The 22,046-nt window shown below is 27.5% G+C and carries 24 protein-coding genes and 1 tRNA gene; 8 read left to right on the forward strand and 17 right to left on the reverse strand.

The features are described from left to right. Positions 1-32: 32 nt before the first annotated feature. From uvrB to topA, 5 genes are all read left to right on the forward strand, one after another. Positions 33-2,018: an excinuclease ABC subunit UvrB gene (gene uvrB / locus GIL12_RS04280; protein ID WP_163469123.1), complete on the forward strand. Its 1,986-nt coding sequence runs from the start codon at positions 33-35 to the stop codon at positions 2,016-2,018. A gap of 14 nt (positions 2,019-2,032) precedes the next feature. Beyond that, a complete protein-coding gene (xseA, locus tag GIL12_RS04285) occupies positions 2,033-3,235 on the forward strand; it encodes an exodeoxyribonuclease VII large subunit (protein ID WP_163469124.1) in 1,203 nt (400 codons plus the stop codon). After that, the gene (locus GIL12_RS04290) at positions 3,235-4,044 is read left to right on the forward strand and encodes a tetratricopeptide repeat protein (protein WP_163469125.1); all 810 of its coding nucleotides are present in this window, start codon (positions 3,235-3,237) and stop codon (positions 4,042-4,044) included. Before xseA ends, GIL12_RS04290 begins: the two co-directional genes overlap by 1 nt. A gap of 16 nt (positions 4,045-4,060) precedes the next feature. Next, positions 4,061-5,116 (forward strand): DNA-processing protein DprA, encoded by a 1,056-nt coding sequence (dprA, locus tag GIL12_RS04295; protein WP_163469126.1) that lies wholly within the window; start codon positions 4,061-4,063, stop codon positions 5,114-5,116. 100 nt (positions 5,117-5,216) lie between these two features. After that, entirely contained in the window at positions 5,217-7,565 is a 2,349-nt protein-coding gene (gene topA, locus GIL12_RS04300; protein ID WP_163469127.1) for a type I DNA topoisomerase, read from the forward strand. A gap of 38 nt (positions 7,566-7,603) precedes the next feature. Here the strand turns inward: topA and GIL12_RS04305 are convergent, their stop codons facing one another. The 15 genes from GIL12_RS04305 to GIL12_RS04375 form a co-directional block, all read right to left on the reverse strand. Beyond that, positions 7,604-8,464, reverse strand: a complete 861-nt coding sequence (locus GIL12_RS04305; RefSeq protein WP_163469128.1) for an ATP-binding protein — start codon at positions 8,462-8,464, stop codon at positions 7,604-7,606. Then, positions 8,464-9,294 carry a 4Fe-4S binding protein gene (locus GIL12_RS04310; RefSeq protein WP_163469129.1) on the reverse strand — a complete coding sequence of 277 codons (831 nt, stop codon included), beginning with the start codon at positions 9,292-9,294 and terminating at the stop codon, positions 8,464-8,466. The genes GIL12_RS04305 and GIL12_RS04310 overlap by 1 nt, the downstream gene beginning before the upstream one ends. Positions 9,295-9,357: 63 nt before the next feature. Further along, positions 9,358-9,723 (reverse strand): NifB/NifX family molybdenum-iron cluster-binding protein, encoded by a 366-nt coding sequence (locus GIL12_RS04315; RefSeq protein ID WP_163469130.1) that lies wholly within the window; start codon positions 9,721-9,723, stop codon positions 9,358-9,360. Positions 9,724-9,738: 15 nt separating this feature from the next. Continuing rightward, positions 9,739-10,101, reverse strand: a complete 363-nt coding sequence (locus GIL12_RS04320; protein WP_163469131.1) for a NifB/NifX family molybdenum-iron cluster-binding protein — start codon at positions 10,099-10,101, stop codon at positions 9,739-9,741. 19 nt (positions 10,102-10,120) lie between these two features. Next, a complete protein-coding gene (locus GIL12_RS04325; RefSeq protein WP_163469132.1) occupies positions 10,121-10,930 on the reverse strand; it encodes an Mrp/NBP35 family ATP-binding protein in 810 nt (269 codons plus the stop codon). Further along, on the reverse strand, positions 10,911-11,240 hold the full coding sequence (locus tag GIL12_RS04330) for a DUF134 domain-containing protein (protein ID WP_163469133.1): 330 nt from the start codon (positions 11,238-11,240) through the stop codon (positions 10,911-10,913). Before GIL12_RS04330 ends, GIL12_RS04325 begins: the two co-directional genes overlap by 20 nt. Positions 11,241-11,365: 125 nt before the next feature. Continuing rightward, entirely contained in the window at positions 11,366-12,046 is a 681-nt protein-coding gene (locus GIL12_RS04335) for a uracil-DNA glycosylase (RefSeq protein ID WP_163469134.1), read from the reverse strand. A gap of 9 nt (positions 12,047-12,055) precedes the next feature. Continuing rightward, positions 12,056-13,822 (reverse strand): TIGR03960 family B12-binding radical SAM protein, encoded by a 1,767-nt coding sequence (locus tag GIL12_RS04340; RefSeq protein ID WP_163469135.1) that lies wholly within the window; start codon positions 13,820-13,822, stop codon positions 12,056-12,058. A gap of 16 nt (positions 13,823-13,838) precedes the next feature. Beyond that, complete coding sequence (locus GIL12_RS04345; protein ID WP_163469136.1) at positions 13,839-14,261, reverse strand: HD domain-containing protein; 423 nt, start codon at positions 14,259-14,261, stop codon at positions 13,839-13,841. Continuing rightward, positions 14,258-15,106, reverse strand: coding sequence for a KH domain-containing protein (locus tag GIL12_RS04350; RefSeq protein WP_163469137.1), 849 nt, complete (start codon positions 15,104-15,106; stop codon positions 14,258-14,260). Before GIL12_RS04350 ends, GIL12_RS04345 begins: the two co-directional genes overlap by 4 nt. A gap of 2 nt (positions 15,107-15,108) precedes the next feature. Continuing rightward, positions 15,109-15,750 carry a toxin-antitoxin system YwqK family antitoxin gene (locus GIL12_RS04355; RefSeq protein ID WP_163469138.1) on the reverse strand — a complete coding sequence of 214 codons (642 nt, stop codon included), beginning with the start codon at positions 15,748-15,750 and terminating at the stop codon, positions 15,109-15,111. Between the two features lie 72 nt (positions 15,751-15,822). Next, entirely contained in the window at positions 15,823-16,281 is a 459-nt protein-coding gene (locus tag GIL12_RS04360) for a YhcH/YjgK/YiaL family protein (protein WP_163469139.1), read from the reverse strand. Between the two features lie 150 nt (positions 16,282-16,431). Further along, positions 16,432-16,770, reverse strand: coding sequence for a DUF2023 family protein (locus tag GIL12_RS04365; protein WP_163469140.1), 339 nt, complete (start codon positions 16,768-16,770; stop codon positions 16,432-16,434). Positions 16,771-16,772: 2 nt separating this feature from the next. Further along, entirely contained in the window at positions 16,773-17,249 is a 477-nt protein-coding gene (locus GIL12_RS04370) for a flavodoxin (RefSeq protein WP_163469141.1), read from the reverse strand. Between the two features lie 133 nt (positions 17,250-17,382). Beyond that, positions 17,383-18,030, reverse strand: a complete 648-nt coding sequence (locus tag GIL12_RS04375) for a murein L,D-transpeptidase catalytic domain family protein (RefSeq protein ID WP_163469142.1) — start codon at positions 18,028-18,030, stop codon at positions 17,383-17,385. Between the two features lie 104 nt (positions 18,031-18,134). Here GIL12_RS04375 and GIL12_RS04380 point away from each other — a divergent pair, with 104 nt between their 5' ends. After that, a complete protein-coding gene (locus tag GIL12_RS04380) occupies positions 18,135-19,430 on the forward strand; it encodes an ATP-dependent endonuclease (protein WP_163469143.1) in 1,296 nt (431 codons plus the stop codon). A 27-nt stretch (positions 19,431-19,457) separates the two neighbouring features. Here the strand turns inward: GIL12_RS04380 and GIL12_RS04385 are convergent, their stop codons facing one another. Beyond that, positions 19,458-20,219: a tRNA1(Val) (adenine(37)-N6)-methyltransferase gene (locus GIL12_RS04385; protein ID WP_203522512.1), complete on the reverse strand. Its 762-nt coding sequence runs from the start codon at positions 20,217-20,219 to the stop codon at positions 19,458-19,460. A gap of 111 nt (positions 20,220-20,330) precedes the next feature. On the opposite strand from GIL12_RS04385, the gene GIL12_RS04390 reads away from it, so the two are divergent. Next, positions 20,331-21,125, forward strand: coding sequence for a Cof-type HAD-IIB family hydrolase (locus GIL12_RS04390; protein WP_163469144.1), 795 nt, complete (start codon positions 20,331-20,333; stop codon positions 21,123-21,125). Between the two features lie 36 nt (positions 21,126-21,161). On the opposite strand, the gene GIL12_RS04395 is transcribed toward GIL12_RS04390, so the two are convergent. Beyond that, entirely contained in the window at positions 21,162-21,806 is a 645-nt protein-coding gene (locus GIL12_RS04395) for a hypothetical protein (protein ID WP_163469145.1), read from the reverse strand. 131 nt (positions 21,807-21,937) lie between these two features. Between GIL12_RS04395 and GIL12_RS04400 the strand changes: the two genes are divergently transcribed. Beyond that, a tRNA-Sec gene (locus GIL12_RS04400) sits at positions 21,938-22,029 on the forward strand. The last annotated feature ends 17 nt before the right edge of the window (positions 22,030-22,046 follow it).

Genomic DNA, 22,046 nt, shown 5'->3' on the forward strand with positions numbered 1-22,046 from the left:
TTTTAAATTATAATTTTATTTGAGGTGAACCTATGTTTAAGTTAAAGTCTAATTTTTATCCAACAGGAGACCAACCATCTGCAATTGAAACATTAACTAATAATATAAATAATGGAGTTCAAGATCAAATTTTGCTAGGGGTTACTGGTTCTGGTAAAACTTTTACAATTGCCAATGTAATTAAAAATGTTGAAAAACCAACCTTGATCCTAGCTCCTAATAAAACTTTAGCTGCCCAATTATATCAAGAATATAAAAAATTCTTTCCTGAAAATGCAGTTGAATATTTTGTTTCTTACTATGATTACTATCAACCAGAGGCATATATAAAATCAACTGATACATACATTGAAAAGGATTCTGCTATAAATGATGAAATAGATAGACTTAAAAATGCTGCCACTGCTGCACTTATAAATAGAAAAGATGTTATTATTATAGCTTCTGTTTCTGCTATTTATGGACTTGGTTCCCCTGAAAAATATAAAAAACTTACAATTCCATTGGATTTGAAAACTGGATATAATAGAAAAAAACTTATTGGTTCCTTAATAAATTTAAGATATGAACGAAATGATATTTCCTTTGAAAGGGGAAAATTCAGAATAAAAGGGGATGTTATTGATGTTTATCCAGCATCTATGAAGATAGGATATCGTTTGGAATATTTTGGAGATGATCTTGAAGAAATATCTGAAATTGATACTCTTTCTGGACAAAAAATTAAAAGAAATATTCAAAGAATTATTATTCCCCCAGCAAATCACTATGTTACTGAAACTAGTGAAATAGACTCTATTATTAGTGAAATTAAAAAGGATCTAATAATTGAAGTTAGTGATTTTAAAAATCAAGGGAAACTTTTAGAAGCCCAAAGACTTGAACAAAGAACAAATTATGATATAGAAATGATTAAAGAAATCGGTCACTGTAAAGGAATTGAAAATTATTCTAGATATCTTACTTTTAAAAAACCTGGAACAAGACCTGATACATTAATTGATTATTTTCCAAAGGATTTCTTAATTGTAATTGATGAATCTCATATTAGTATTCCTCAAATAAATGGAATGTATAAGGGAGATTTCTCTAGAAAGACAAATTTAGTTGACAATGGATTTAGATTAAAATCTGCCCTTGATAATAGACCACTAAAGTTTAATGAGTTTAGAAGTCTGTCCAACCAAACTATTTTTGTGTCTGCTACTCCTGGAGAGTACGAGTCAACTGTTTCTAAAAAAAATATAGCTGAACAGCTAATAAGACCAACTGGAATTATTGATCCTGAAATTGAAGTAAGAAAATCTACCAATCAAATTGATGACCTACTAAATGAAATTACACTGAGAATAAAAATAAACCAACGTGTTCTAGTTACAACTTTAACTAAAAAAACCTCTGAAGAACTTACAGAATACTATTCTAACCTTGGAATTAAAGTAAAATATATGCACTCTGAAATTGATACTTTAGAAAGAATTGAAATAATAAAAGAACTTAGAAATGGAGAGATCGATGTTTTAGTTGGAATAAACCTTCTTAGAGAGGGCTTAGACATCCCTGAAGTATCTTTAGTTGCTATCTTGGAAGCTGATAAGGAAGGTTTCCTAAGAAGCCGCCGTTCCTTTATCCAGACCATTGGAAGAGCTGCTAGAAATATTAATGGGAAGGCTATACTTTATGGGGATATAATAACAAAATCCATGAGAGAAGCTATTGAAGAGACAAATAGAAGAAGAAATGTTCAAAGGGAATATAATAAATTTAACAATATTAATCCAACAAATATAGTTAATTCAATTTCCAAAACTATATTAAATTTAGATTATGGAATTTCTGAAAATGACTTAAATAAATTTTCTAACTTGAAAAATTATTCCTCTAAAAAAGAAATTGAAAGAGAAATTAAAAAGTTAGAAAAAGAAATTAAAATACTATCAGAGGAATTTGATTTTGAAAAGGCTATTAAAAAAAGAGATAAAATGCTAGAATTAAAAGAAATGTTAATGGACTTTTAAAATAAAGGAGAGATATGACAGATAGAATTTATAAGGTTAGTGAATTTAACAAATTAATAAAATCCTTTGTGGAAAAAAATGAAAATTTTCATAACTTTTTTTTAAAAGGAGAATTGTCTGGAGTTACATATTACAGAAGTGGACATCTTTACTTCACCTTAAAGGACGAGAAGGGACAAATAAAATGTGTAGCTTTTAATTATAAGTTAAAAAAAATACCAAATGATTTAAAAGAAGGGGATGCTGTTACAATTTTTGGAGACGTTGGATTCTATGAGAATAGAGGAAATCTTCAAATACTTGTTAGACACATAGAAAAGGATAATAAATTGGGATCTCTCTATGAAAAGTTAGAAAAAGTAAAAAGAGACTTTGAGGAAAAGGGATATTTTTCACTTAATCATAAAAAACCACTTCCTAGATTTCCTAAAAATATTGGAATTGTAACTTCTCCTATTGGAGCTGGATTCCACGATATTGTCACTACAGCTAGAAAAAGAATGGGAGGTTTAAATTTTTATTTTTACCCAGCTAAAGTTCAAGGGGAATCATCAGTTAAAGAAATTATAAAAGGAATTGAAACTTTAGACAAAATCCCTGAAATTGATCTAATTATAGCTGGGCGTGGTGGAGGAAGTATTGAAGATCTTTGGTCATTTAATGAAGAAAAAACTGCTATGGCCTTTTATAACTGTACTAAGCCTATAATTTCAGCAGTTGGTCATGAGGTTGATTTCTTACTTACTGATTTAGTTGCAGATGTTAGAGCGGCTACTCCTACTCAAAGTGCTGAAATTGCAATTCCTTCAAAGTATGAAGTTCTTGAAATTTTAAACAATAGAAAAAATCAACTTGAAAATTTAATGAAAAATAAACTAATTAATTGTGAAAATAGTTTAAATTCTTTTAAAAACAATTATACAATTAAAAAATTTATAAATTATTTAGACAACTATAAAGAAAATTTAGTTTTAAAAGAAGATGCATTAAATAGAGCTATACATTTAAACTTAGAAAGAAAAAAACAAACTTTAGATTTAAAAATAGAAACTTTAATAAATTTAAATCCTCTTACCACCCTTAAAAGAGGATATTCTATAACTAGATATGAAAATACCATTTTAAAATCATGTAATCTTTTGAAAGTTGGAGATGAAATTTCAACTAGATTGTATGAAGGGGAATTAATTAGTACTATAAAGGAGATTAAAATTTAATGAAAAAAATATTTATTCTATTAATTTTTATAGCTTCGGGAACTTCTTCCATGGGAGAAGAAAAAGTTGCTTTTTCTTTTTTTGATATATTTAAAACAAAAAAGGAAAAACCTATTGAAAAACCTAATTCAAAGGAAGAATTAATAATTAATGATAAGAATTCTCTTAAATTTAAATATATTGAAGAAGATACAAGGATAGAAAAAGAATTTGTAGTTCCTTTAATAAAAACTGAAAATACAGATTACAGACCACAAGAAATTGCTTCAATTGAAAAAATTATGAACAGTGTAGTTGTGAGAGAAAAATCTGTAGTGCTTTTAAAATATTATAATAAAACTTTTAAAGAATATCTTGAAAGTATTAGTAACGATCCTAAAAAAATATATTTACTTGGAAACCAATACTTTAAAAATAAGCAATATGAAAAAGCTAGAATGATTTTTAGTAAAAATACAGATATTGTTGAAAATCTTTTTGGAGCAGCTGTTACTAATAAATTTTTAGGAAATTATACAAACGCTATAAATTATTATGGAGAAATTATTTATAGGGAACCTGATTTAAGTGAACCTTACTTAGGAAGAGGAATTTGTTACAGAAATTTAGGACAATATAGGGAAGCTCTCTCTGATTTTACTCAGTATAAAAAAAGAAGCAATTCTGAAGAAGCCTATTTAGCACTTGGTAATATTTATATTCTAAGAAAAGATTTTAAAAAAGCTAATGGAATCTTAAATGAAGGAAGAAATTTATATCCAAATTCAAAATTAATGAAAGAACTTCTAAAAAAATCCTATATAAATTAAAGTTAGGAGGGTTAAAATGGATTGGTACAGATTAAGACTAGCTAATTTGAAGGATGCTCATATCCTTCATCTCATGAAGAAACTTAAAAACTACAATGATATTTTTAAACTTAGTAGAGAACAGTTAACTATTTATTTTTTTTTAAAGGATGAGGACATTGATAAAATTTATAATTCTAGGTGCTTAAACTTAAAAGAAGAATTGGAAATTTTAAAAAATCAAAATATTAAGGTTATTTCCTTTAAGGATGACAATTATCCTATTTATTTAAAAAATATCTCCCATCCTCCTGTTTTTTTATATTACAAAGGAAATATTAATTTATTAAAAAATAAAATTATTGGTATTGTGGGAACTAGAAAACCTACAACCTATGGAAAGATTTCATGTGAAAAGTTTACAACTGAACTTGTAAATTCTGGAGTAACAACTGTTAGTGGACTGGCCCTTGGTATTGATGCCATATGTCATAAAACTACCCTTGAATTAAATGGTAACACCATTGCTGTTGTTGGATCTGGTTTAGATATAATTTATCCCTATGAAAATAAAAAATATTGGAATGAAATAAGCAAGAAGGGTCTTCTTTTATCTGAGTTCCCTTTAGGTACCAAACCTTTACCGTATAATTTTCCCATGAGAAATAGAATTATTGTTGGAATTTCCAAGGGAATCTTAGTTGTTGAAAGTAAAGAAAAGGGTGGAAGTTTGATTACAGCATCAATTGCCCTTGAAGAAGGAAGAGATATTTTTGCTGTTCCAGGAGACATATATTCTCCTGTTTCAATTGGAACTAATAATTTAATAAAAAAATCTGAAGCTAAACTTGTTTCTTGTGGAGAGGATATACTAAAAGAATTCAATTGGGAAAATAATTACAAAGATAATGATTTAAATTTAACAAAGGAAGAATTAATAATTTATAGTAATCTCACTGGTGAAAAAAGTTTGGATGAATTGATTATAGACACTGGTATGAAAGCAAGTATCATTCTTGCACTTCTTATAAATATGGAAATAAAAAATGCTATTGCTAGCGTTAGTGGTGGTAAATATAGACGAAAAAAATAAATCATTTTAAAGAAATATTGATTTTTTGTGTATGTTCTAATATAATTAGAATATATACTATAAATATAATTTAAATAGTTTTGTTTGAAGGGATGGGAAAATGGCGAGAAAAAAAGCACCAAAAAAAAATTTAGTTATTGTGGAATCCCCCGCTAAAGCTAAAACAATAGAAAAAATATTAGGAGATAAATTTTTAGTTACCGCCTCTTTTGGACATATTAGAGATTTACCTAAAAGTAAATTGGGGGTTGATATTGAAAATGGATTTATTCCTAAATATTCAACAATTCGTGGAAAGGGAGACGTTACACGTACTTTAAAAGACCTTGCTAAGAAATCTGAAAAAGTTTATCTTGCTTCTGACCCAGATAGAGAAGGGGAGGCAATTGCTTGGCATATTGCACAAACTTTAAAATTAGATGCTAATGATAACAATAGAATTGAATTTAATGAGATTACAGCATCTGCAATTACAGATGCTATTAACAACCCAAAAAAAATTGATATTAATAAAGTTAATGCCCAACAGGCTAGAAGAATTCTTGATAGACTTGTTGGATACGGAATTAGTCCTTTACTTTGGAAAACTATTTCCTCTAACACAAGTGCAGGAAGAGTTCAGTCAGTTGCTCTTAAATTAATTTGTGAGCTTGAAAATTCAATACAAGCATTTGTTCCTGAAAAATACTGGGATGTTAATGGTGAATTTGAAAACAATATAAAATTAAATTTATACAAAGTTGATGATAAAAAAATTGATAAACTTAAAGACGAATCAGTTGTTAAAAAGATTAAATCTTTTAACAAAAGTACATTTAATGTGGAGAAAGCTAAAATTAATAAAAAAGTTAAAAATCCACCTTTACCATTAAAGACAAGTACTTTGCAACAGTTATCCTCTTCTTATTTAGGTTTTGGAGCCTCTAGAACTATGAAACTAGCTCAAAATTTATATGAGGGTATTAATATTAATGGTAATCATAAAGGTCTTATTACTTATATGAGAACTGATTCCACTAGAATATCTCAAGAAGCTCGTGATATGGCTAAGGATTTTATCATAAAAAATTATGGTAAGGAATACTTGGGAGTTGAAAAGAAAAAAGCCACAAAAAAAGATAAAAATATTCAAGATGCTCATGAGGGTATTAGACCTTCAAATATTGAGTACACACCTGAATTTTTATCTAAATATTTAGATAAAAATCAATTGAAACTTTATACTCTTATTTGGGAAAGATTTATAATCTCCCAATTAGCTCCTATGAAATATGATCAGTTTGAAATTATCTGTTCTAAAGAAAATATTAAATTTAGAGGAGTTACTAGTAAAATAACCTTTGATGGTTATTATAAAATTTTTAAAGATGAAGATTCTCTTCCTATTGGAGATTTTCCTAATATTGAAGAAAATGATAACTTAAAATTGAATAAATTAAATATAAAAGAAGATTATACTAAACCACCTACAAGACTCACTGAATCTTCTCTTATTAAAAAATTAGAAGCTGATGGAATAGGAAGACCTTCCACATATGCTACTATTATTGACACTTTAAAGAAAAGAGAATATGTTTCTTTAAGTGGAAAAAGTTTTATTCCAACAGAACTTGGATATGAAGTAGAAACTACATTAAACAATAATTTCAAGCAAATTATGAATGTTAAATTTACTGCTGAAATGGAAAATAATCTTGATAAAGTTGCTGAAGGAAATGAAAATTGGCAAGAAATATTAAAAAATTTCTATGAGGAACTTTCTAAAAATATTGATAAGTATAAGCTTATTGTTGAAGAAGAAGAAAATAGAATTGTAACTTCAGATGTACAATGCCCTAATAATCATGGGACTATGCTTATGAAAAACGGTAGATTTGGTAGATATTTAGCTTGTGAAAATGAAGAATGTACTGAAAAATTCTCTTTAAAAGGTATTGATTTACCAAGAGAAGATATACAAAATGGAAAAATTATTGTAAATGAAATAATAAAGAAAAGAATTGCTGATAAAAAAGGAAAATTAACTGATGTTTTATCTGAAACTGGTTCTAAAATGGTATTGAAATTAGGTAGATTTGGTAGTTATTTGGAAAGTGAAAATTATTCTGAAGACAATATTAGAACTCCTCTTCCTTCTCAAATAAGGAAAGCTTTAGCCAATGAAGAGGTTCCAGTTGAAAATGGAGTGGTTAAATTAAATTCCATGCTGAAGGCTATTAAAGATGAAGAAGATGCAATTTTATCAAAAGTTGGAGTTTGTGAAAAATGTGGAAAACCATTTAGAATTGGTAGAAGTAGATGGGGAAAATATTTAGCTTGTACTGGTTATCCTGAATGTAAAAACATTAAAAATCTAGATAAAGATGGAAATATTGTTGAAGCTAAGGAAAAAACCACTAAAAAGAAAGCCACTAAGAAAAAAACTACTAAGAAGAAAGTTAAAAAGTAAAATTTAAAAGGTCCCTAGAATTTTCTAGGGACCTTTATTTATTCTTTTATTTTTTTTACAAATTCAAAAAATCCTATTTTTTCAAATAATTTTTTTTCTTTTATTGAAGGGATTTTTTTCTCCACAATTGATTGTACTATTCTTTTATCAAAGGGTACCTTTAAACTTACTTCAATTTCATTTTCTTTGGCAAACTCTTCTATTTTTTCTGTCATTTCCAAAGAAATATCAAATTTATTAATAACTATAAACACTTTGATAGAATAGTTTGATACTAATTCATAAACTCTTTTTAAATCATGTATTCCTGAGTATGTAGGTTCACAAACTATAATTACTTTATTACTTCCCATAATAGAGCTAATAACATTACATCCTATTCCTGGAGATCCATCTACTAAAATATTTCTAATATTATTTTCTTTAGCAAATTTCTTTCCTTCCTTCCTAACTTGAGCTACTAATTTTCCTGAAGCTTCTTCCCCTGGAATAAGCTTTGCATGAATCATTTTCCCATATTTTGTGTTTCCAGTATAAACTTCCCCTGTTTTATTTTTCACCATTTTTATTGCTCCAACAGGGCAAACTACTTCACATACTGAGCATCCTTCACATTTTATATTATTAAGCTGAATATTTTTTGTTATTGCACCAAATTTACAAACCTCATAACATTTTCCACATTTTATACATTTACTTCTATCCACTTGGGCTCTGTCCAACCCTGAAAAATTTTCAATTTTTTCAATTTCAGAATTAAATAATATATCTAAATCTGGAGCATCCACATCACAATCTGCAATTACAATATCTTTAATATAAGGAACTAAACAGGCAGTTATTGTTGTTTTCCCTGTTCCACCTTTTCCAGATATAACTACTACTTCATTTATGTTCATTATATCATTCTCCTTAATCTATCAAATATTTTTTCAAATTCAAGTTTATATTTAGGTAATTTTTCTGCAGCCATTTCTCCCTTTGCATATAGTTCTGCTACTTCTCTATCAAATGGAATTTCTCCTATTATTGATAATCCTTCAGCTTCACAATAGTCATATACTTCATCATCACCTAAACCAGCCTTATTTATTACCACTGCAAATTTTTTATTCATATCCCTTAACATTGAAACTACCATTTTCATATCACTTACACCAAATGGAGTAGGTTCAACTACAATAATAGCAAAATTAGAATCTTCAACTGCTGCAACTGTTGAACATGAAGTTCCTGGAGGACAATCTATAAATAGAGTTTCTTCATTATCAGATATTTCTTTTAATTTATTTATAATTTTTACCCCTGATAATTCCCCAACATTTAATTTTCCATATTCAACTATCTTCCCATAAGCTTTCCCTTTGTATATTTTTCCAATTTCTCTTTTTTCATAAGTAATGGCTCTAGGTTTACAAACTATTTTACATCCTCCACAATCATGACAACTTTTGTCAAAGATAACCACTTTTTTCCTTCCAACTATAATTGCACTATATTTACAAAGTTCTTCACATTTCCCACAAAGAGTACATTTTTCTTGATCTACAACTGGAAATTCAGTATAAATTGGCATTTCTTTTTCTATAGATGGTTTTAAAAATATATGCTGATTTGGCTCTTCCACATCTGTGTCTATTATTGAACTATTAGGAATACTGTAGAATAAATTTCCACTAATTGTAGTTTTCCCTGTTCCACCTTTTCCACTTAAAACAGCTATTTTCATAATACCTTCCTTTTAATTAAGTTTTAAGCTATCCCAATTGGGATAGCTTAAATTTTAAAATTATTACACCATTCTTAAACCTGGTTTTTCATCTAATTTTCCCTCTTCTAAAAGACCACTTTCATAGGCTTTTATAGCTGCTTCTACAGTTTTGTATTCTCCATATAAGTATCCTTTAATTTCAAACTCTTTAGCTGCTACTTTTGCTTTAGGACCAAATTCTGGAACTATTGCTTCTTTAACATTATTATTATAAAGTGTTTTTATTGCCTTTTGTCCAGCTCCTGAAACATCATCCTTAGATGTATTTTTAATTGCTTTAAACTCTTTTGTTTCAGTATTATATATTATAAAATATTCTGCTCTTCCAAATCTTTCAGCTACTTCTGAACTTAAATTAACCCCTGCTGATGCTATTGCTATAATCATAATTGCCCCCTTTAATTATTGGTGATCATGTTCTCCATGTTCGTGAGTACAAGCACTTCCCTTGGAAATTAATTCCCCTTTCATTAGTTCCTCTAGATTTTTTTCAATTGTTCCTGTTGCTCCTAAAAAAACTTGAATATCTTGAGCGTGAAATAAATCAACTGCTCTTTGTCCCATTCCTCCAGTAACTATTACATTTGCTCCTTGTTCTCCTAAAAATTTAGGGAATACTCCTGGTTGATGTTCTGGAGCTGGTATTATTTCTCTATTTATAACTTTCCCATCTTCAACTGTTACTGCACAAAATTTAGCACAATGTCCAAAATGTTCCTCTACCATTACCTCATCATTTGTTGGAAATACTATTTTTATTGCCATTCCTTTGCCCCCTTATTTTCTATTTTGTGTTTTGTGTTTTTTCTACTAGTTTGTTAATAATATCGTTAATTGCATCATGAGCTGCATTTTTATCTTCACTTGCAATATAAGGTTTCCCATCATCCCCTGCACTTACTATTGCTGTGTTCATTGGAATTTTACCTAGGAAGCCAACACTTAATTCATTAGCTGCTTTTTCTCCACCACCATTTTTAAATATGTCAATTCTTTCTCCACAATGAGGACATACAAAACCACTCATATTTTCAACTACACCTAAAATTGGTAAATTTACTAATTTTGAAAATTTCACTGATTTTCTAGAATCTAATATTGCAACATCTTGAGGAGTTGTAACTATTACACTTCCATCAGCATCTCCTATTGATTGAGCAATTGTTAATGGTTCATCCCCTGTTCCAGGTGGTAAATCAACTACTAAATAATCTAATTCTCCCCATTTTACGTCACCTAGCATTTGATTAATAGCTCCTATTTTAGCTGGACCTCTCCAAATTACAGGATCATCTGATGACCCTAAGAAAAAGCTTAAAGATATTACTTTTAATTTCCCATCTAAAAGACTTATAGGTTCAAATGTTGGTAATTTTTTCCCCTCTTGCCCTAACATTAATGCTACATTTGGACCATGAAGATCAGCATCTAATATTCCAACTTTATATCCCTTTAATGCTAATCCATAAGCTATATTTGTTGAAACTGTAGATTTTCCAACTCCACCCTTTCCACTCATAACAACAATTTTATGTTTTATTTTCCCCATGTTGTCCTTCACTCTTAAATCAAGCTCACTCATTTGTTTTTGCATCCTTTGTATTCATCTCCTTATTTCTATCCTCATATATATTTTTTATACTTATTCCCTTTAAATGTAAAAAAGCATCCATTATTTTTTTTCTTCCTGAGCCTATTAGTCTTTGAACAGTTCCCCTAGATATCCCCATTATTTCCCCAGTTTCTATTTGACTTTTTCCCTCATAATCACAAAGTCTTATTGCTTCAAATTCATCTAACTGTAGTTCTACTATTTCAAGTAGTGGAAATGGAATCCCAGCAGGTCTAAAAAATACTTCATTATCCAAACTTCGACAACATCTTTTTTTCTTTATTCCAGGCATAGACACCTCCAAAAAAATTATTCTGTGCATATGCACGTTTGAATTATACTCCTCTTATTTTCATCTGTCAACAAATTTTAATAAAAAAATGAGATAATCTCAAATATAAGATTATCTCATTTTTTTTATTCTATTATATTTGGAATTGACCAATCTATTTCTTTTTTTCCTAAAGATTTTAATATTCTATTAACCTCTATAAAATGGTTACATCCAAAAAATCCACGACTTGCTGACAGAGGACTAGGATGAACACCTTCTATTACATAGTGTTTTGTAGAATCTATTAATTTATTTTTTTTCTTAGCATTGTTTCCCCATAAAATAAAAATTACTGGTTCTTCTTTTTTATTTAAAAGTTCTATAACTTTATCTGTAAAGATTTCCCATCCTTTCCCCTTGTGAGAATTTGCTTTTCCATCTCTAACTGTTAGTACAGTATTCATCATAAGCATACCTTGCTTTGCCCATGAAACTAAATATCCATTATTAGGCTTTTCTATTCCCAATTCACATTCTATTTCCTTGTAAATATTCCTAAGAGAAGGTGGTATTTTAATTCCTGGTTTCACTGAAAATGCCAATCCATGAGCTTGATTCTCTCCATGATACGGATCTTGTCCTAGTATTAATATATTTGTATCTTTATAGCTTGAAAATTTAAATGGAGAAAATATTTCTTCCCTATTTGGATGAATAATATTATTTTTATATTCTTCCTTTAAAAACTCTACTAACTTGAGAAAATATTCTTTTTTAAACTCTTCCTCTAAAAGATTATCCCAATCATTTTCTATCTTAAACATTTAGTCTCCTTATTTTCTAGTATCTATAATAGTACCACATTCAGGAACTATTCTCTTCATACCACACCCAAGACATTCTTGTCTACAATCTTGAGATAATTGTATTTTTAAAGCTTTTTCATATTCTTCTATTAAAAATTCCTTTGACACTCCAATATCAACTATATCCCAAGGCAATTCTTGTTTCATATCTCTTCTTTTGAAATAATCTTCCCAAGACATACCTAATTCATCCATAGCAGCCATCCATATGTCATAGTTGTCCCTGTAATCGTCTAGTTTTACGCCCTTCTTAAAGGCTAGCTCTATCAAATCTCCTGTCCTTTCATCCCCTCTAGAAATTAGCCCCTCTAAAAAAGATTTTTTAGGAGAATGTATCTTCAATGAAATTCCCTTTGCTTTGGCAAAAATATTTCTTAGATATTTTTTCTTTTCAAGCATTTCTTCCATTGACATTTGTTTACAAAATTCAAATGGCGTATGTGGTTTTGGAATAAAGTTAGCAACACTAACTGTTATGTTTAACCTTCTATTTATCTTTCTACAAGCTATGGAAACCTTCTTAACTAAATCATAAATTCCATTTATATCTTCCATTGTCTCAAAGGGAAGACCTATCATGAAATAAAATTTCAAAGAAATCCATCCAGCTTTTACTGCAGCTAAAGCTGTATCCATAATTTCCTCTTCTGTTACACCTTTATTTATAATATCTCTAAGTCTTTGAGTTCCTGCCTCTGGAGCAAAGGTAAAACCTGTTCTTTTACCTCCACTTATAATTTGAGCAACATCAACAGAATGGGTATTCATTCTAAGGGAAGGTAGGGATACTCCAACACTGTCTTCCCCATGATTTTCTTTTATTGATAGAATTAAACTATCTATATTAGTATAATCACTACTACTTAGAGAAGATAAAGATACTTCCCCGTATCCTGTATTGTCTAAAACTTCATCTATTAATTTTATATTATTTTCTAAGGTTCTTTCTCTAACTGGTCTATAAACAATTCCTGCTTGGCAAAATCTACATCCTCTAGTACATCCCCTTTGTATCTCTATTGTTGCTCTGTCGTGAACTATGGACATGTAAGGTACCAATTGTTTCTCATAGGAATCTGATTTATTTAAATCTCTCAATATTGCTCTTTTCACCTTTGTTTTTCCATCATGAAGTGAAGGTATATATATCCCCTCTATATCCTTTAATGCTTTTAATTTTTCAATTTTTGTCTTATCTTTATTTTCAATTAATATTTTTGCCATTTGAACCATTGTTTCTTCCCCATCACCTATCATTAAAAAATCTACAAATTTTTTAAGTGGAGCAGGATTCATAACACAAGTTCCCCCAGCCATAATCAAAGGATGTTCCTCAGTTCTTTCCTCTCTTCTAAGGGGAATACCTGCTAAATCCAAAGCATTTAAAACATTTGGATAACTCATTTCGTAAGAAAGAGAAAAACCTAATATGTCAAAATCATTAAGTTCACTTTTACTTTCAACAGCAAATAAAGGTATATTATCCCTTCTTATTATTTCTTCCATATCTTCCATTGGTAGAAATCCTCTTTCAAGAGAAAAATCTTCAACTTTATTTAATATGGAATATAATATTTTTATTCCTAAATTTGACATTCCAACTTCATATAGATCTGGAAAAACTAAGCACATTCTTGCCTTAGCATTAGTCTTATGATAACTATTAATTTCATTCCCTAAATATTGTGCTGGTTTTTCAACTGACAAAAGATATTTACTTAAATTTACTTTCATTTTTTCTCCCTAAATTTTATTTATTATCTAACTTTTTAAAGATTTCCATTTTAAAATTTAGATTTTCCATGTGATGCTCCCTTGCTTTCTTTGCTAAATCTAAATTTATATTTTTTAATTTTTCATAGGATAATTCACTATGATTCTCTAGTTTTTTGTCCCCTATTAAAACCTTCTTAATTCTTCTAATTAAAGAATAGTTTTCTTTTCCACAGTCGTGGAGTAAAGCTAATTTCAAATAAAGAGGATCCTTCTTTAAAACTTTATTATGTTTTACTCTCTTATACAAATTAAATGAGTGAATTTTGTCGTATTCACTCATTTTTTTGAAAATTTTAAATTCATCTTTATTTAAAATGATTTTAACAACTTTATCATTTTTACTATTATATTTACAAAAAATATAAGTTAATCCTTGTTTTATTCTAGAAACTATCATACTTCTCTCACAATAATATTTCCATTTAATTCTTTTCTTAATTTTCTTATGTTTTTACCCTTTGTTCCTATAAGTTCCCCCTTTAATTTTTTATCAATATAAAAAATATAAAGATCTTCCTTTTTATTCACATAAATCTTTTCAACATTCTCTATTTTCATATCACTTTCAAGAAAAATATTATCTAATAACTCTTCTTTTAATAAAATTTCACTTAATTTTAAAAATTTACCTGGAAGAGGTTCTTTAGAGTCAGTTAATATATATGAACTCATTATTCTAACTTGTTTTGGCATAAAAGAATTTCCTTGAAATATTAACTTTCCATTTTCAAATAAAATATCAACACTTCTAATATGTTCTTTTAACTTTTTACCCTTACTATCTGTAAACTCACTTACATCATAAGTACCACTTAATTCCTTACATAATTTGTTTATTTCTTCAGTATCTCTTTTTATTTTTTTCAAAGGATATGAATAAATGTACTTTCTTCCCTCTACAAAATCTGGAAATGCCAAGTTAGGAATAGTTCTTCTCACCCTTGTTATCTTCATTTTACCATTAAATTTTTCATTGAAGCCATCTATTATCTTTTGAATATTTCCACTGAAAATACTACTAATATAAAGACAATTACTTCCTGTAACCCTGGCATCTGTCCTTCCTCCCTGTTGAATTCCCTTAGCCCATGTAAAACCTAATGAATTCATAACTGTTTTGAAATTTCCCTTAACTGTATTTTTATCTTTCATTTCATCAAAGGAATCAAAAAATTTTCCATCATAATAAATATCAAATATATACCCAATTTTATTTGTTTTTTCTAGTGCTCTTATATCCATAATTATCTATACCATCTTACTTTGGAAATATATCCATTTTTAGAATAAACTGTGTCCTTTATAATTTCTCCAGTATTATTGTATTTTTTCCAAGAACCTATTTTTCTACCATTTTTATAGTTTCCTTCCTCTTGAACTTTCCCGTTTTCCCAGTACAGTATATATTCCCCAGTACCATTGATTATTTCTCTACTATCAAATAAAATACCATCTCTAGTATACCATTCTATTTTACCATTTAACTGTCCATCAACATAAGTTATAATTGATCTAATATTACCATTATCATAGTAGGTATATTGTTCTCCATTTAACTTTCCATCTTTATACTTATGTCTCATTCCAAGAACACCTTCATTATTGAACCAAGCAACATCTCCATCTAACTTTCCATCTTTATATTGCTCAAAACGAAGTATATGATCTATATATTTTAGAGTGAAGACTCCTGTGAAAGGTTCTGTTTCCCCTTTAACATAAGCTATTTTATTTTCCTTGTCATAAGTTTTTTTATAAACAGAAACTGCTCTTACATCCTTTGGTAAAATACTTTCTGGAACAAATACATTTTCTTTTTTATTTTCTAAATTGCTACATCCTATTAATGTAAATCCTAGTAAAAGTGTTATTAATAATTTCTTCATATTCCATCCTTCTTTTCTTTTTTCTTTTTTTACTTCTAAATATTATATCATAAAACAAATATTTTCATAAAATTATTTTATTTTTATTTTGTAAATAACTTTTTGTATTTTCTTTTTATTATCAACCATTAATAGAGGCATATGAGGTTCTTCTTGGAAAAAAATAATAAAGTCTTTTGAAGTTAACTTAACTTTATTTTCAACTTTTCCATTGTAAAAAGCATAATCCTTTTCCACATTATACGCTTCCTTTACTTCCATTCCATCAACAGAAAAAGAAAACCCATAATTTTCATCACTATTAATTGGAATTTGTATATCTATATATTTTTTGTGAATTTCATAAAATGAATCCTTTTCCTCCCTTGTATTTACAATATCATAGTTGAAAAATACCTCATTATCATATATTATATTTTTCCCTGGTTTTCCTTGTAAATATTCCTTTTTAACAATACTTTCTATTGCTCTATCTAAATTTTCACTTAATCCTTTATATTTTTTTATATTTTCTATTTTATCAATAATCATTTTGTCACTTCCTTTTATTTGAAATCTCTAATAGTATAACCCTTCTTCTAAAAATTTCAAAATAAATTTTTAAATAAAAGAAAAAAAGATACTTTCATATCTTTTTTTCTTTTAATGCTATTATTAAATGATTGTATATTCCCTGATAATTTAACTGTTTTTCCCTAAATACCTTTCACATTGAACTGAAACATTATAACCTAGTAACACTCCTAATATAAAGTCTTCTTCTGGATTAAGTTCTTTTAGAGAATTTCTTTTCATTTTTTTTACAACTTGTATCTGAGATTTTTTCCCAAAGAATATATTTATATACTCTGAGTTTAATTTTTCTATTATAAAATCGTAGTTACTAGCTGACAACTTCTCCATAATTGCATCTAAATTATTCTCATTGGTTGTTAGTAGAGCAAGGCCTCTAATTCCTTTGTCTAATTCATATATCATATGAAAAAAAACATCTAATTCTTTTCTTTTATCTATACTCATAATTATTTAACTCTTTCAACCCATTCTTTTATTCTTTGGTCAGTTAAATCACTTTGATTATTTTCATCAATAACAAGACCTATAAAGTCATCATCTATAACTCCCTTTGACTCAGAAAAATCATAACCATCTGTTGAAGTTTGACCAACTACTTTTATTCCCATATCTTTTATTTCCTCATATATTATTCCTATAGCATCTACAAAGGTATCTGAAAAGGCTCCTTGGTCTCCAACACCTATAAAGGCTACTTTTTTCCCTGATAAATTTTTTGTTTTTAAAACATCCAAAGCATCCATCCAAGAATCTTGCAAATCTCCCATTCCCCAAGTTGACGAAGCAAATATAGCAAAATCATAATTTTCAACTTTTTCAATTTCTGAAACTTCCATTACATCAGCACCTAATAAGTCCCCTACTTTTTTTGATACATCCTCTGTTATTCCTGTTGAACTTCCATAAAAAATTCCTATACTCATTTTTTAGCTCCTTTCAATTCTGTTTTTTGTAATTTTATTATACTATCTTTTATTTTGAAAGTCAAACTATTTTATTTAGCTTGCATTTTTCCTTGTATAAAAAAAAGAGCTTTCGCTCTTCCTTTAATTTCTATTATTTAATATATTTGCTGTTCTTCAAATACATTTTATCTTCTCCATATATGAATATAACTGTTCCATTTTTTATTTTTTCAATAACTTCCCTTGATATTTCTTTAGGAATTCCAGGGCATCCCTCTGTTCTACATAAAAATCCATAATTTTCAATTGATTTTTTACCATCTTCCTCTAAGCCATGAAAAACTATATTTCTTACTTTAGCATTTGAATTAAAATTTTCTTCTAATCCCCTCAATCTTAAAGAATATCCAAATTTTCCATAGTAAGGTTTTTCTGTAACATAAAATCCCAGTGAACTTTTATAAGAATTTAATTTATTAGAGAAAGCTATGGCTTTTTCAGCTCCACTATTTTTCCCATGGGCCACATAGGTATAATATTCTAATTTTTTTTCCTTTAAATTTAGTACAACCATTCTTTTTTCATAGGATGGCTTTGAATAATCTATTATTGAAAAATAATGATCATTTTTATCATTAATTTTTTCATAGCCTTTCATAGCCATTTTAAAAACATTATATCCTATTTTATTTTCAAGTTGATAATTATTATATAAAAATAAAGTATTAATCTTATTTTCAGAAAAAGAACTTGTACTTATTATTATTAATAAAAAAATTATATTTTTTATTTTTTTCATTTTCACCCCTCTAAATATTTTATTTTGATTTTTTTATCTTCTTGAGGTAATATTATCATATACCACAAAATAAATAAAGCTTATCTTTTGAAGGAGACAACACTATGGAACTTAAACTTATTTCTATTAAAAACTGGAGAAACATCAAAGAAACTGAAATACATTTTGAAAACCTAATGCTTTTTTTAGGGCATAGCACTGAAGGTACTGACGACATTATCTCCTGTATACTTTATGGATTTAATAAAAAACCCTTGAATATGAAAGATATATATGACAAGAAAAAAAATTGTACATTAAAATTTATATTTTATGAAAACAGTCACGTTTACAAATTAAAAATTATTATTAATACCACTGTTGAATATTTTATGAAATATAATGACACATGGAATAAAATAACACAAAAAGAATATGAAGACTTTATAAATAAAATTGATTTTATTTATATACAAGGTAATTTAGAGAATAATTTTAAAGAAATTGGAATTTCCCTCTATAATGTTCTAAAAAAACATTCTTCTGCTCCAAGTGAAATTGACAAGGAATTGGAAAAATTCTCAAAAAAATTAAATACTGAATACTATGATAAAGAACTCTATAGAAATCTTCTATTTGAATTTTTTAAAAGTGTTTCTTTACAATCCATTGAAAAAACCAATACCCTTTTAGGGGAAACTATTATCCTATTTGAAGAACCTGAACTATATCTTCATCCCCAAAGGGAAAGAGAGCTTTATAATTATTTTATAAAATTAACAAATAGAGGAACTAAAATTTATATTAAAACCTATTCTAGCTGTTTTATAGGATTAAAACAATATAAATCAATTTGCCTAATAAAAAAACAGAACAATAAAATAGAGCTCACTCAAACAGATAATGAACTTTTTCGAGATGATGAAATAAAGGCATTTAACATGAACTATTGGATTAACCCAGACAGAGCTGAATTATTTTTTGCTAAAAAAGTAATTCTTGTGGAAGGGCAAACTGATAAAATTGTTATTTCATTTTTAGCTAAAAAATTAGGTATATTTAAATATGACTATTCAATAATTGAATGTGGTAGCAAGAGTACAATCCCACAATTTATATGCCTTTTAAATAATTTCAAAGTTCCTTATGTGGCAGTTTTTGATAAGGATAATCATTACTGGAGAACCTTTGAGGAAAAAGAAAATTCTAAATTTAAAAATAGACAAATATCAGCTCTAATTAACAATTCAATAGGAAGTCTTGTTGCCTTTAACAACGACATAGAGGAAGAAATTTCTTCTTCAAAAAAAGACAGAGCTGCTTATAAAAATAAACCTTTTAATGCTTTAAAGGTTATTTCAGAGGAAAACTATCATCTTCCAACTTCCCTTGAAAAAAAAATAAGATCCATTTATTCTTAAAGTTTAAATAAAAAACGAATAGTTAAACTATTCGTTTTTTTCAAGCTTCACTGGTTGAAACATATTAAGTACTTCCTTTGAATATTTCCCATCATTGTCATGGGCTATTAAAGGAGGTAAAATCTTCATATTTTCTGCACCAAATTTAACCCCTTCAATTAATAAAATTTTACTTTGCTTATCTAATTTAGTATGACAAAATCTTATTTTCTTAGGTGTTATCTTATATTTTCTCATTATATCTATTATTTCTAAAAGTCTATCAGGTCTATGAACCATTGCAAAATATCCCTTATCCTTTAACAAGCAAGAGGCTATTTCAATTATTTCTTCTAAGTTTATTGTAATCTCATGCCTTGCTAAAGTTAACTGGTCTAAATCATTTAAAAATTCCTCATTTCCATTAAATTTAAAAAAAGGTGGATTGGAAATAACTGCATCTTGAGATCCATGCTTAAAATAATTTTTCCAATTTTTCATATTGTCATTTATAATTTCTATTCTATTTTCCAAATTATTAATTTTTATATTCTTTTTAGCTAAATCAGCTGAAACCTTTTGTATTTCAATTCCTTTTATTGTTCCCTTTGTTCTTTCAGATAAAAATAAGGGTATAGCTCCATTTCCAGTTCCCAAATCAACAATTTTATTAATTTTTTTTCCTAAAGATATAAAATTAGAGACTAACAAGGAATCCAAGGAAAAATTAAAATAATCAGGTCTTTGAACTATTTTTAGATTTTTATTTAAAAGATTATTTATAACTTCGTTTTCATTTAATTTTATCATTTCAACCTCCATTTAGTATTATATCAAATTCTTTAAATTAAAAAAAATTTAATTTTATATTTTTTAATTAGTAATGTATAATATAATTAGATTTTAAATGGAGGTATAATTTTGAAAATAAAAGCGATCGCCTTAGATATGGACGGAACCTTACTTACTAGTAATCATCATCCATCTGAAAGAACTAAAAACTTTCTTTTAGAACTTGAAAAAAAAGGAGTCATAATTATAATTGCAACAGGACGTGCCTATTACAGTACTATCCCATTAATTAAAGAAATTGGGTTGAAAAATGGTTTTGTTATTTGTTATAACGGAGCTAATGTTTTTGATTCTAAGGATAATTCAGTTGTCTTTCAAGGAAATTTACAAGGGGAATATGTTAAAAAAATGATTGAAATTTCTAGAGAAACTAAAACTCATCTTAACTTATACCAAAATGATAAACTTTACTGTGAAAATATCAACAGAAAAGAAGTTGAATTTTACTGTAAAAAATGTAATATCCATGCTCATGAAAAGAATTTTGATACTTTTGAAGATTATAACATGCCTAAAAATTTATTCATTGCTCCTTATGAAAAACTTTTAGAACTAGAAAAAATTATACTAGAAAGAACTGACAACAATGTTCACACTACTTTTTCTAGTAAAATATTTTTAGAAGTTTTAAATAAAAAAACAAATAAGGGAGAAACTTTAAAATGGCTTTTAAATAATTTAAATATTTCAGTTGATGAAACTTGTGCCTTTGGAGATGCTGAAAATGATTTTGAAATGTTAAAAGTTGTTAAGTATGGAGTTGCAATGGGAAATTCTCAAGAGGATTTTAAAAAAAGACTTAATTATTCCACTTTAAGTAATGATGAAGATGGAATTGTTGAATTTTTAAAAAAATATTTTTAATAAAAAAACTAGATATTTAAAATATCTAGTTTTTTTTTACATATCTGATTTTTCTATTTCAAAAATATAACCTGGTATGCTACTTTCTGGGTCAAACATTATTTTTGAACACTTTAAAAAACTTTTAATTCCATATTTTTTTTCCATTCCAAATTTAAGATTGTTTTTATCTTTATTTGGAAAAATCTTATAGGCATTTGCTAAAAATAAAAGCATTCTTTTATTATTTTTCCTAGAAACTTCTGTCTTGTCATAATCATCTAGATCTTGAATTATTTCCTTTGTTAGAGGATATTTTTTTATTTTAATTTTCACATAGCTTTCCATTTCTTTAAAAAATTCAAATAGACTAAAAGGTTCTGAACAACCATCTACAGAAAATAATGCAATTATAAATTCTAACCATATTTTAGAATTTTTTCTATTTTCTTTGTTGTTTCCCCTATATATTTTTTGTTTTATTTTAGGATATCCACCTGTTACATCAAATATTATTTCAGATTCCCCTATTCTTTTTATAAAAAATGGTTCTGAGGAATCAATTATAGCTATATTTATTTTTTCATCCTTAACATTTAAATCACTTTTATAAAATCCTATAGAAAGCAAGTCTTTTATTTCAGGCATATTTGTATAAATAGAAATTCTTTTTAATTCTTTTTCTGATGAAATATATCTCACTTCTAAATCACCTCCATCTTATGCTACTAATAGTATATCATTTTTAATTTAAAAATCTACCTCTTAATTTTTATTTGTTTTTAATTTGTTTTTTGTTATACTATAGATATATACTTTTGGTATATTTATCTGGAAGTGGATAAAAGCTGGTGCTTTTAGCAGTCTTCAAAACTGTCTTGGCGATTATTTCGTTGGTAGGTTCGATTCCTTCACACTTCCGCCAAAATAAATTAAGGAGGA

Source organism: Fusobacterium sp. IOR10, from assembly GCF_010367435.1.
Lineage (GTDB): Bacteria > Fusobacteriota > Fusobacteriia > Fusobacteriales > Fusobacteriaceae > Fusobacterium_B.

Excerpts from the sequence above, each read along its gene's own strand:
- GIL12_RS04365 (WP_163469140.1), bottom strand. The coding sequence starts at position 16,770 with ATGAGTATAGATAAAAGAAAAGAATTAGATGTTTTTTTTCATATGATA.
- GIL12_RS04310 (WP_163469129.1), bottom strand. The coding sequence starts at position 9,294 with ATGAAAATAGCTGTTTTAAGTGGAAAAGGTGGAACAGGGAAAACTACA.
- GIL12_RS04340 (WP_163469135.1), bottom strand. The coding sequence starts at position 13,822 with ATGAAAGTAAATTTAAGTAAATATCTTTTGTCAGTTGAAAAACCAGCA.
- GIL12_RS04385 (WP_203522512.1), bottom strand. The coding sequence starts at position 20,219 with ATGATAAAATTAAATGAAAACGAAGTTATAAATAATCTTTTAAATAAA.
- dprA (WP_163469126.1), top strand. The coding sequence starts at position 4,061 with ATGGATTGGTACAGATTAAGACTAGCTAATTTGAAGGATGCTCATATC.
- GIL12_RS04305 (WP_163469128.1), bottom strand. The coding sequence starts at position 8,464 with ATGAACATAAATGAAGTAGTAGTTATATCTGGAAAAGGTGGAACAGGG.
- topA (WP_163469127.1), top strand. The coding sequence starts at position 5,217 with ATGGCGAGAAAAAAAGCACCAAAAAAAAATTTAGTTATTGTGGAATCC.
- GIL12_RS04325 (WP_163469132.1), bottom strand. The coding sequence starts at position 10,930 with ATGCAAAAACAAATGAGTGAGCTTGATTTAAGAGTGAAGGACAACATG.
- xseA (WP_163469124.1), top strand. The coding sequence starts at position 2,033 with ATGACAGATAGAATTTATAAGGTTAGTGAATTTAACAAATTAATAAAA.
- GIL12_RS04360 (WP_163469139.1), bottom strand. The coding sequence starts at position 16,281 with ATGATTATTGATAAAATAGAAAATATAAAAAAATATAAAGGATTAAGT.
- GIL12_RS04355 (WP_163469138.1), bottom strand. The coding sequence starts at position 15,750 with ATGAAGAAATTATTAATAACACTTTTACTAGGATTTACATTAATAGGA.
- GIL12_RS04320 (WP_163469131.1), bottom strand. The coding sequence starts at position 10,101 with ATGGCAATAAAAATAGTATTTCCAACAAATGATGAGGTAATGGTAGAG.
- GIL12_RS04350 (WP_163469137.1), bottom strand. The coding sequence starts at position 15,106 with ATGGATATAAGAGCACTAGAAAAAACAAATAAAATTGGGTATATATTT.
- GIL12_RS04375 (WP_163469142.1), bottom strand. The coding sequence starts at position 18,030 with ATGAAAAAAATAAAAAATATAATTTTTTTATTAATAATAATAAGTACA.
- GIL12_RS04380 (WP_163469143.1), top strand. The coding sequence starts at position 18,135 with ATGGAACTTAAACTTATTTCTATTAAAAACTGGAGAAACATCAAAGAA.
- GIL12_RS04330 (WP_163469133.1), bottom strand. The coding sequence starts at position 11,240 with ATGCCTGGAATAAAGAAAAAAAGATGTTGTCGAAGTTTGGATAATGAA.
- GIL12_RS04335 (WP_163469134.1), bottom strand. The coding sequence starts at position 12,046 with ATGTTTAAGATAGAAAATGATTGGGATAATCTTTTAGAGGAAGAGTTT.
- uvrB (WP_163469123.1), top strand. The coding sequence starts at position 33 with ATGTTTAAGTTAAAGTCTAATTTTTATCCAACAGGAGACCAACCATCT.
- GIL12_RS04345 (WP_163469136.1), bottom strand. The coding sequence starts at position 14,261 with ATGATAGTTTCTAGAATAAAACAAGGATTAACTTATATTTTTTGTAAA.
- GIL12_RS04290 (WP_163469125.1), top strand. The coding sequence starts at position 3,235 with ATGAAAAAAATATTTATTCTATTAATTTTTATAGCTTCGGGAACTTCT.
- GIL12_RS04315 (WP_163469130.1), bottom strand. The coding sequence starts at position 9,723 with ATGATTATAGCAATAGCATCAGCAGGGGTTAATTTAAGTTCAGAAGTA.
- GIL12_RS04370 (WP_163469141.1), bottom strand. The coding sequence starts at position 17,249 with ATGAGTATAGGAATTTTTTATGGAAGTTCAACAGGAATAACAGAGGAT.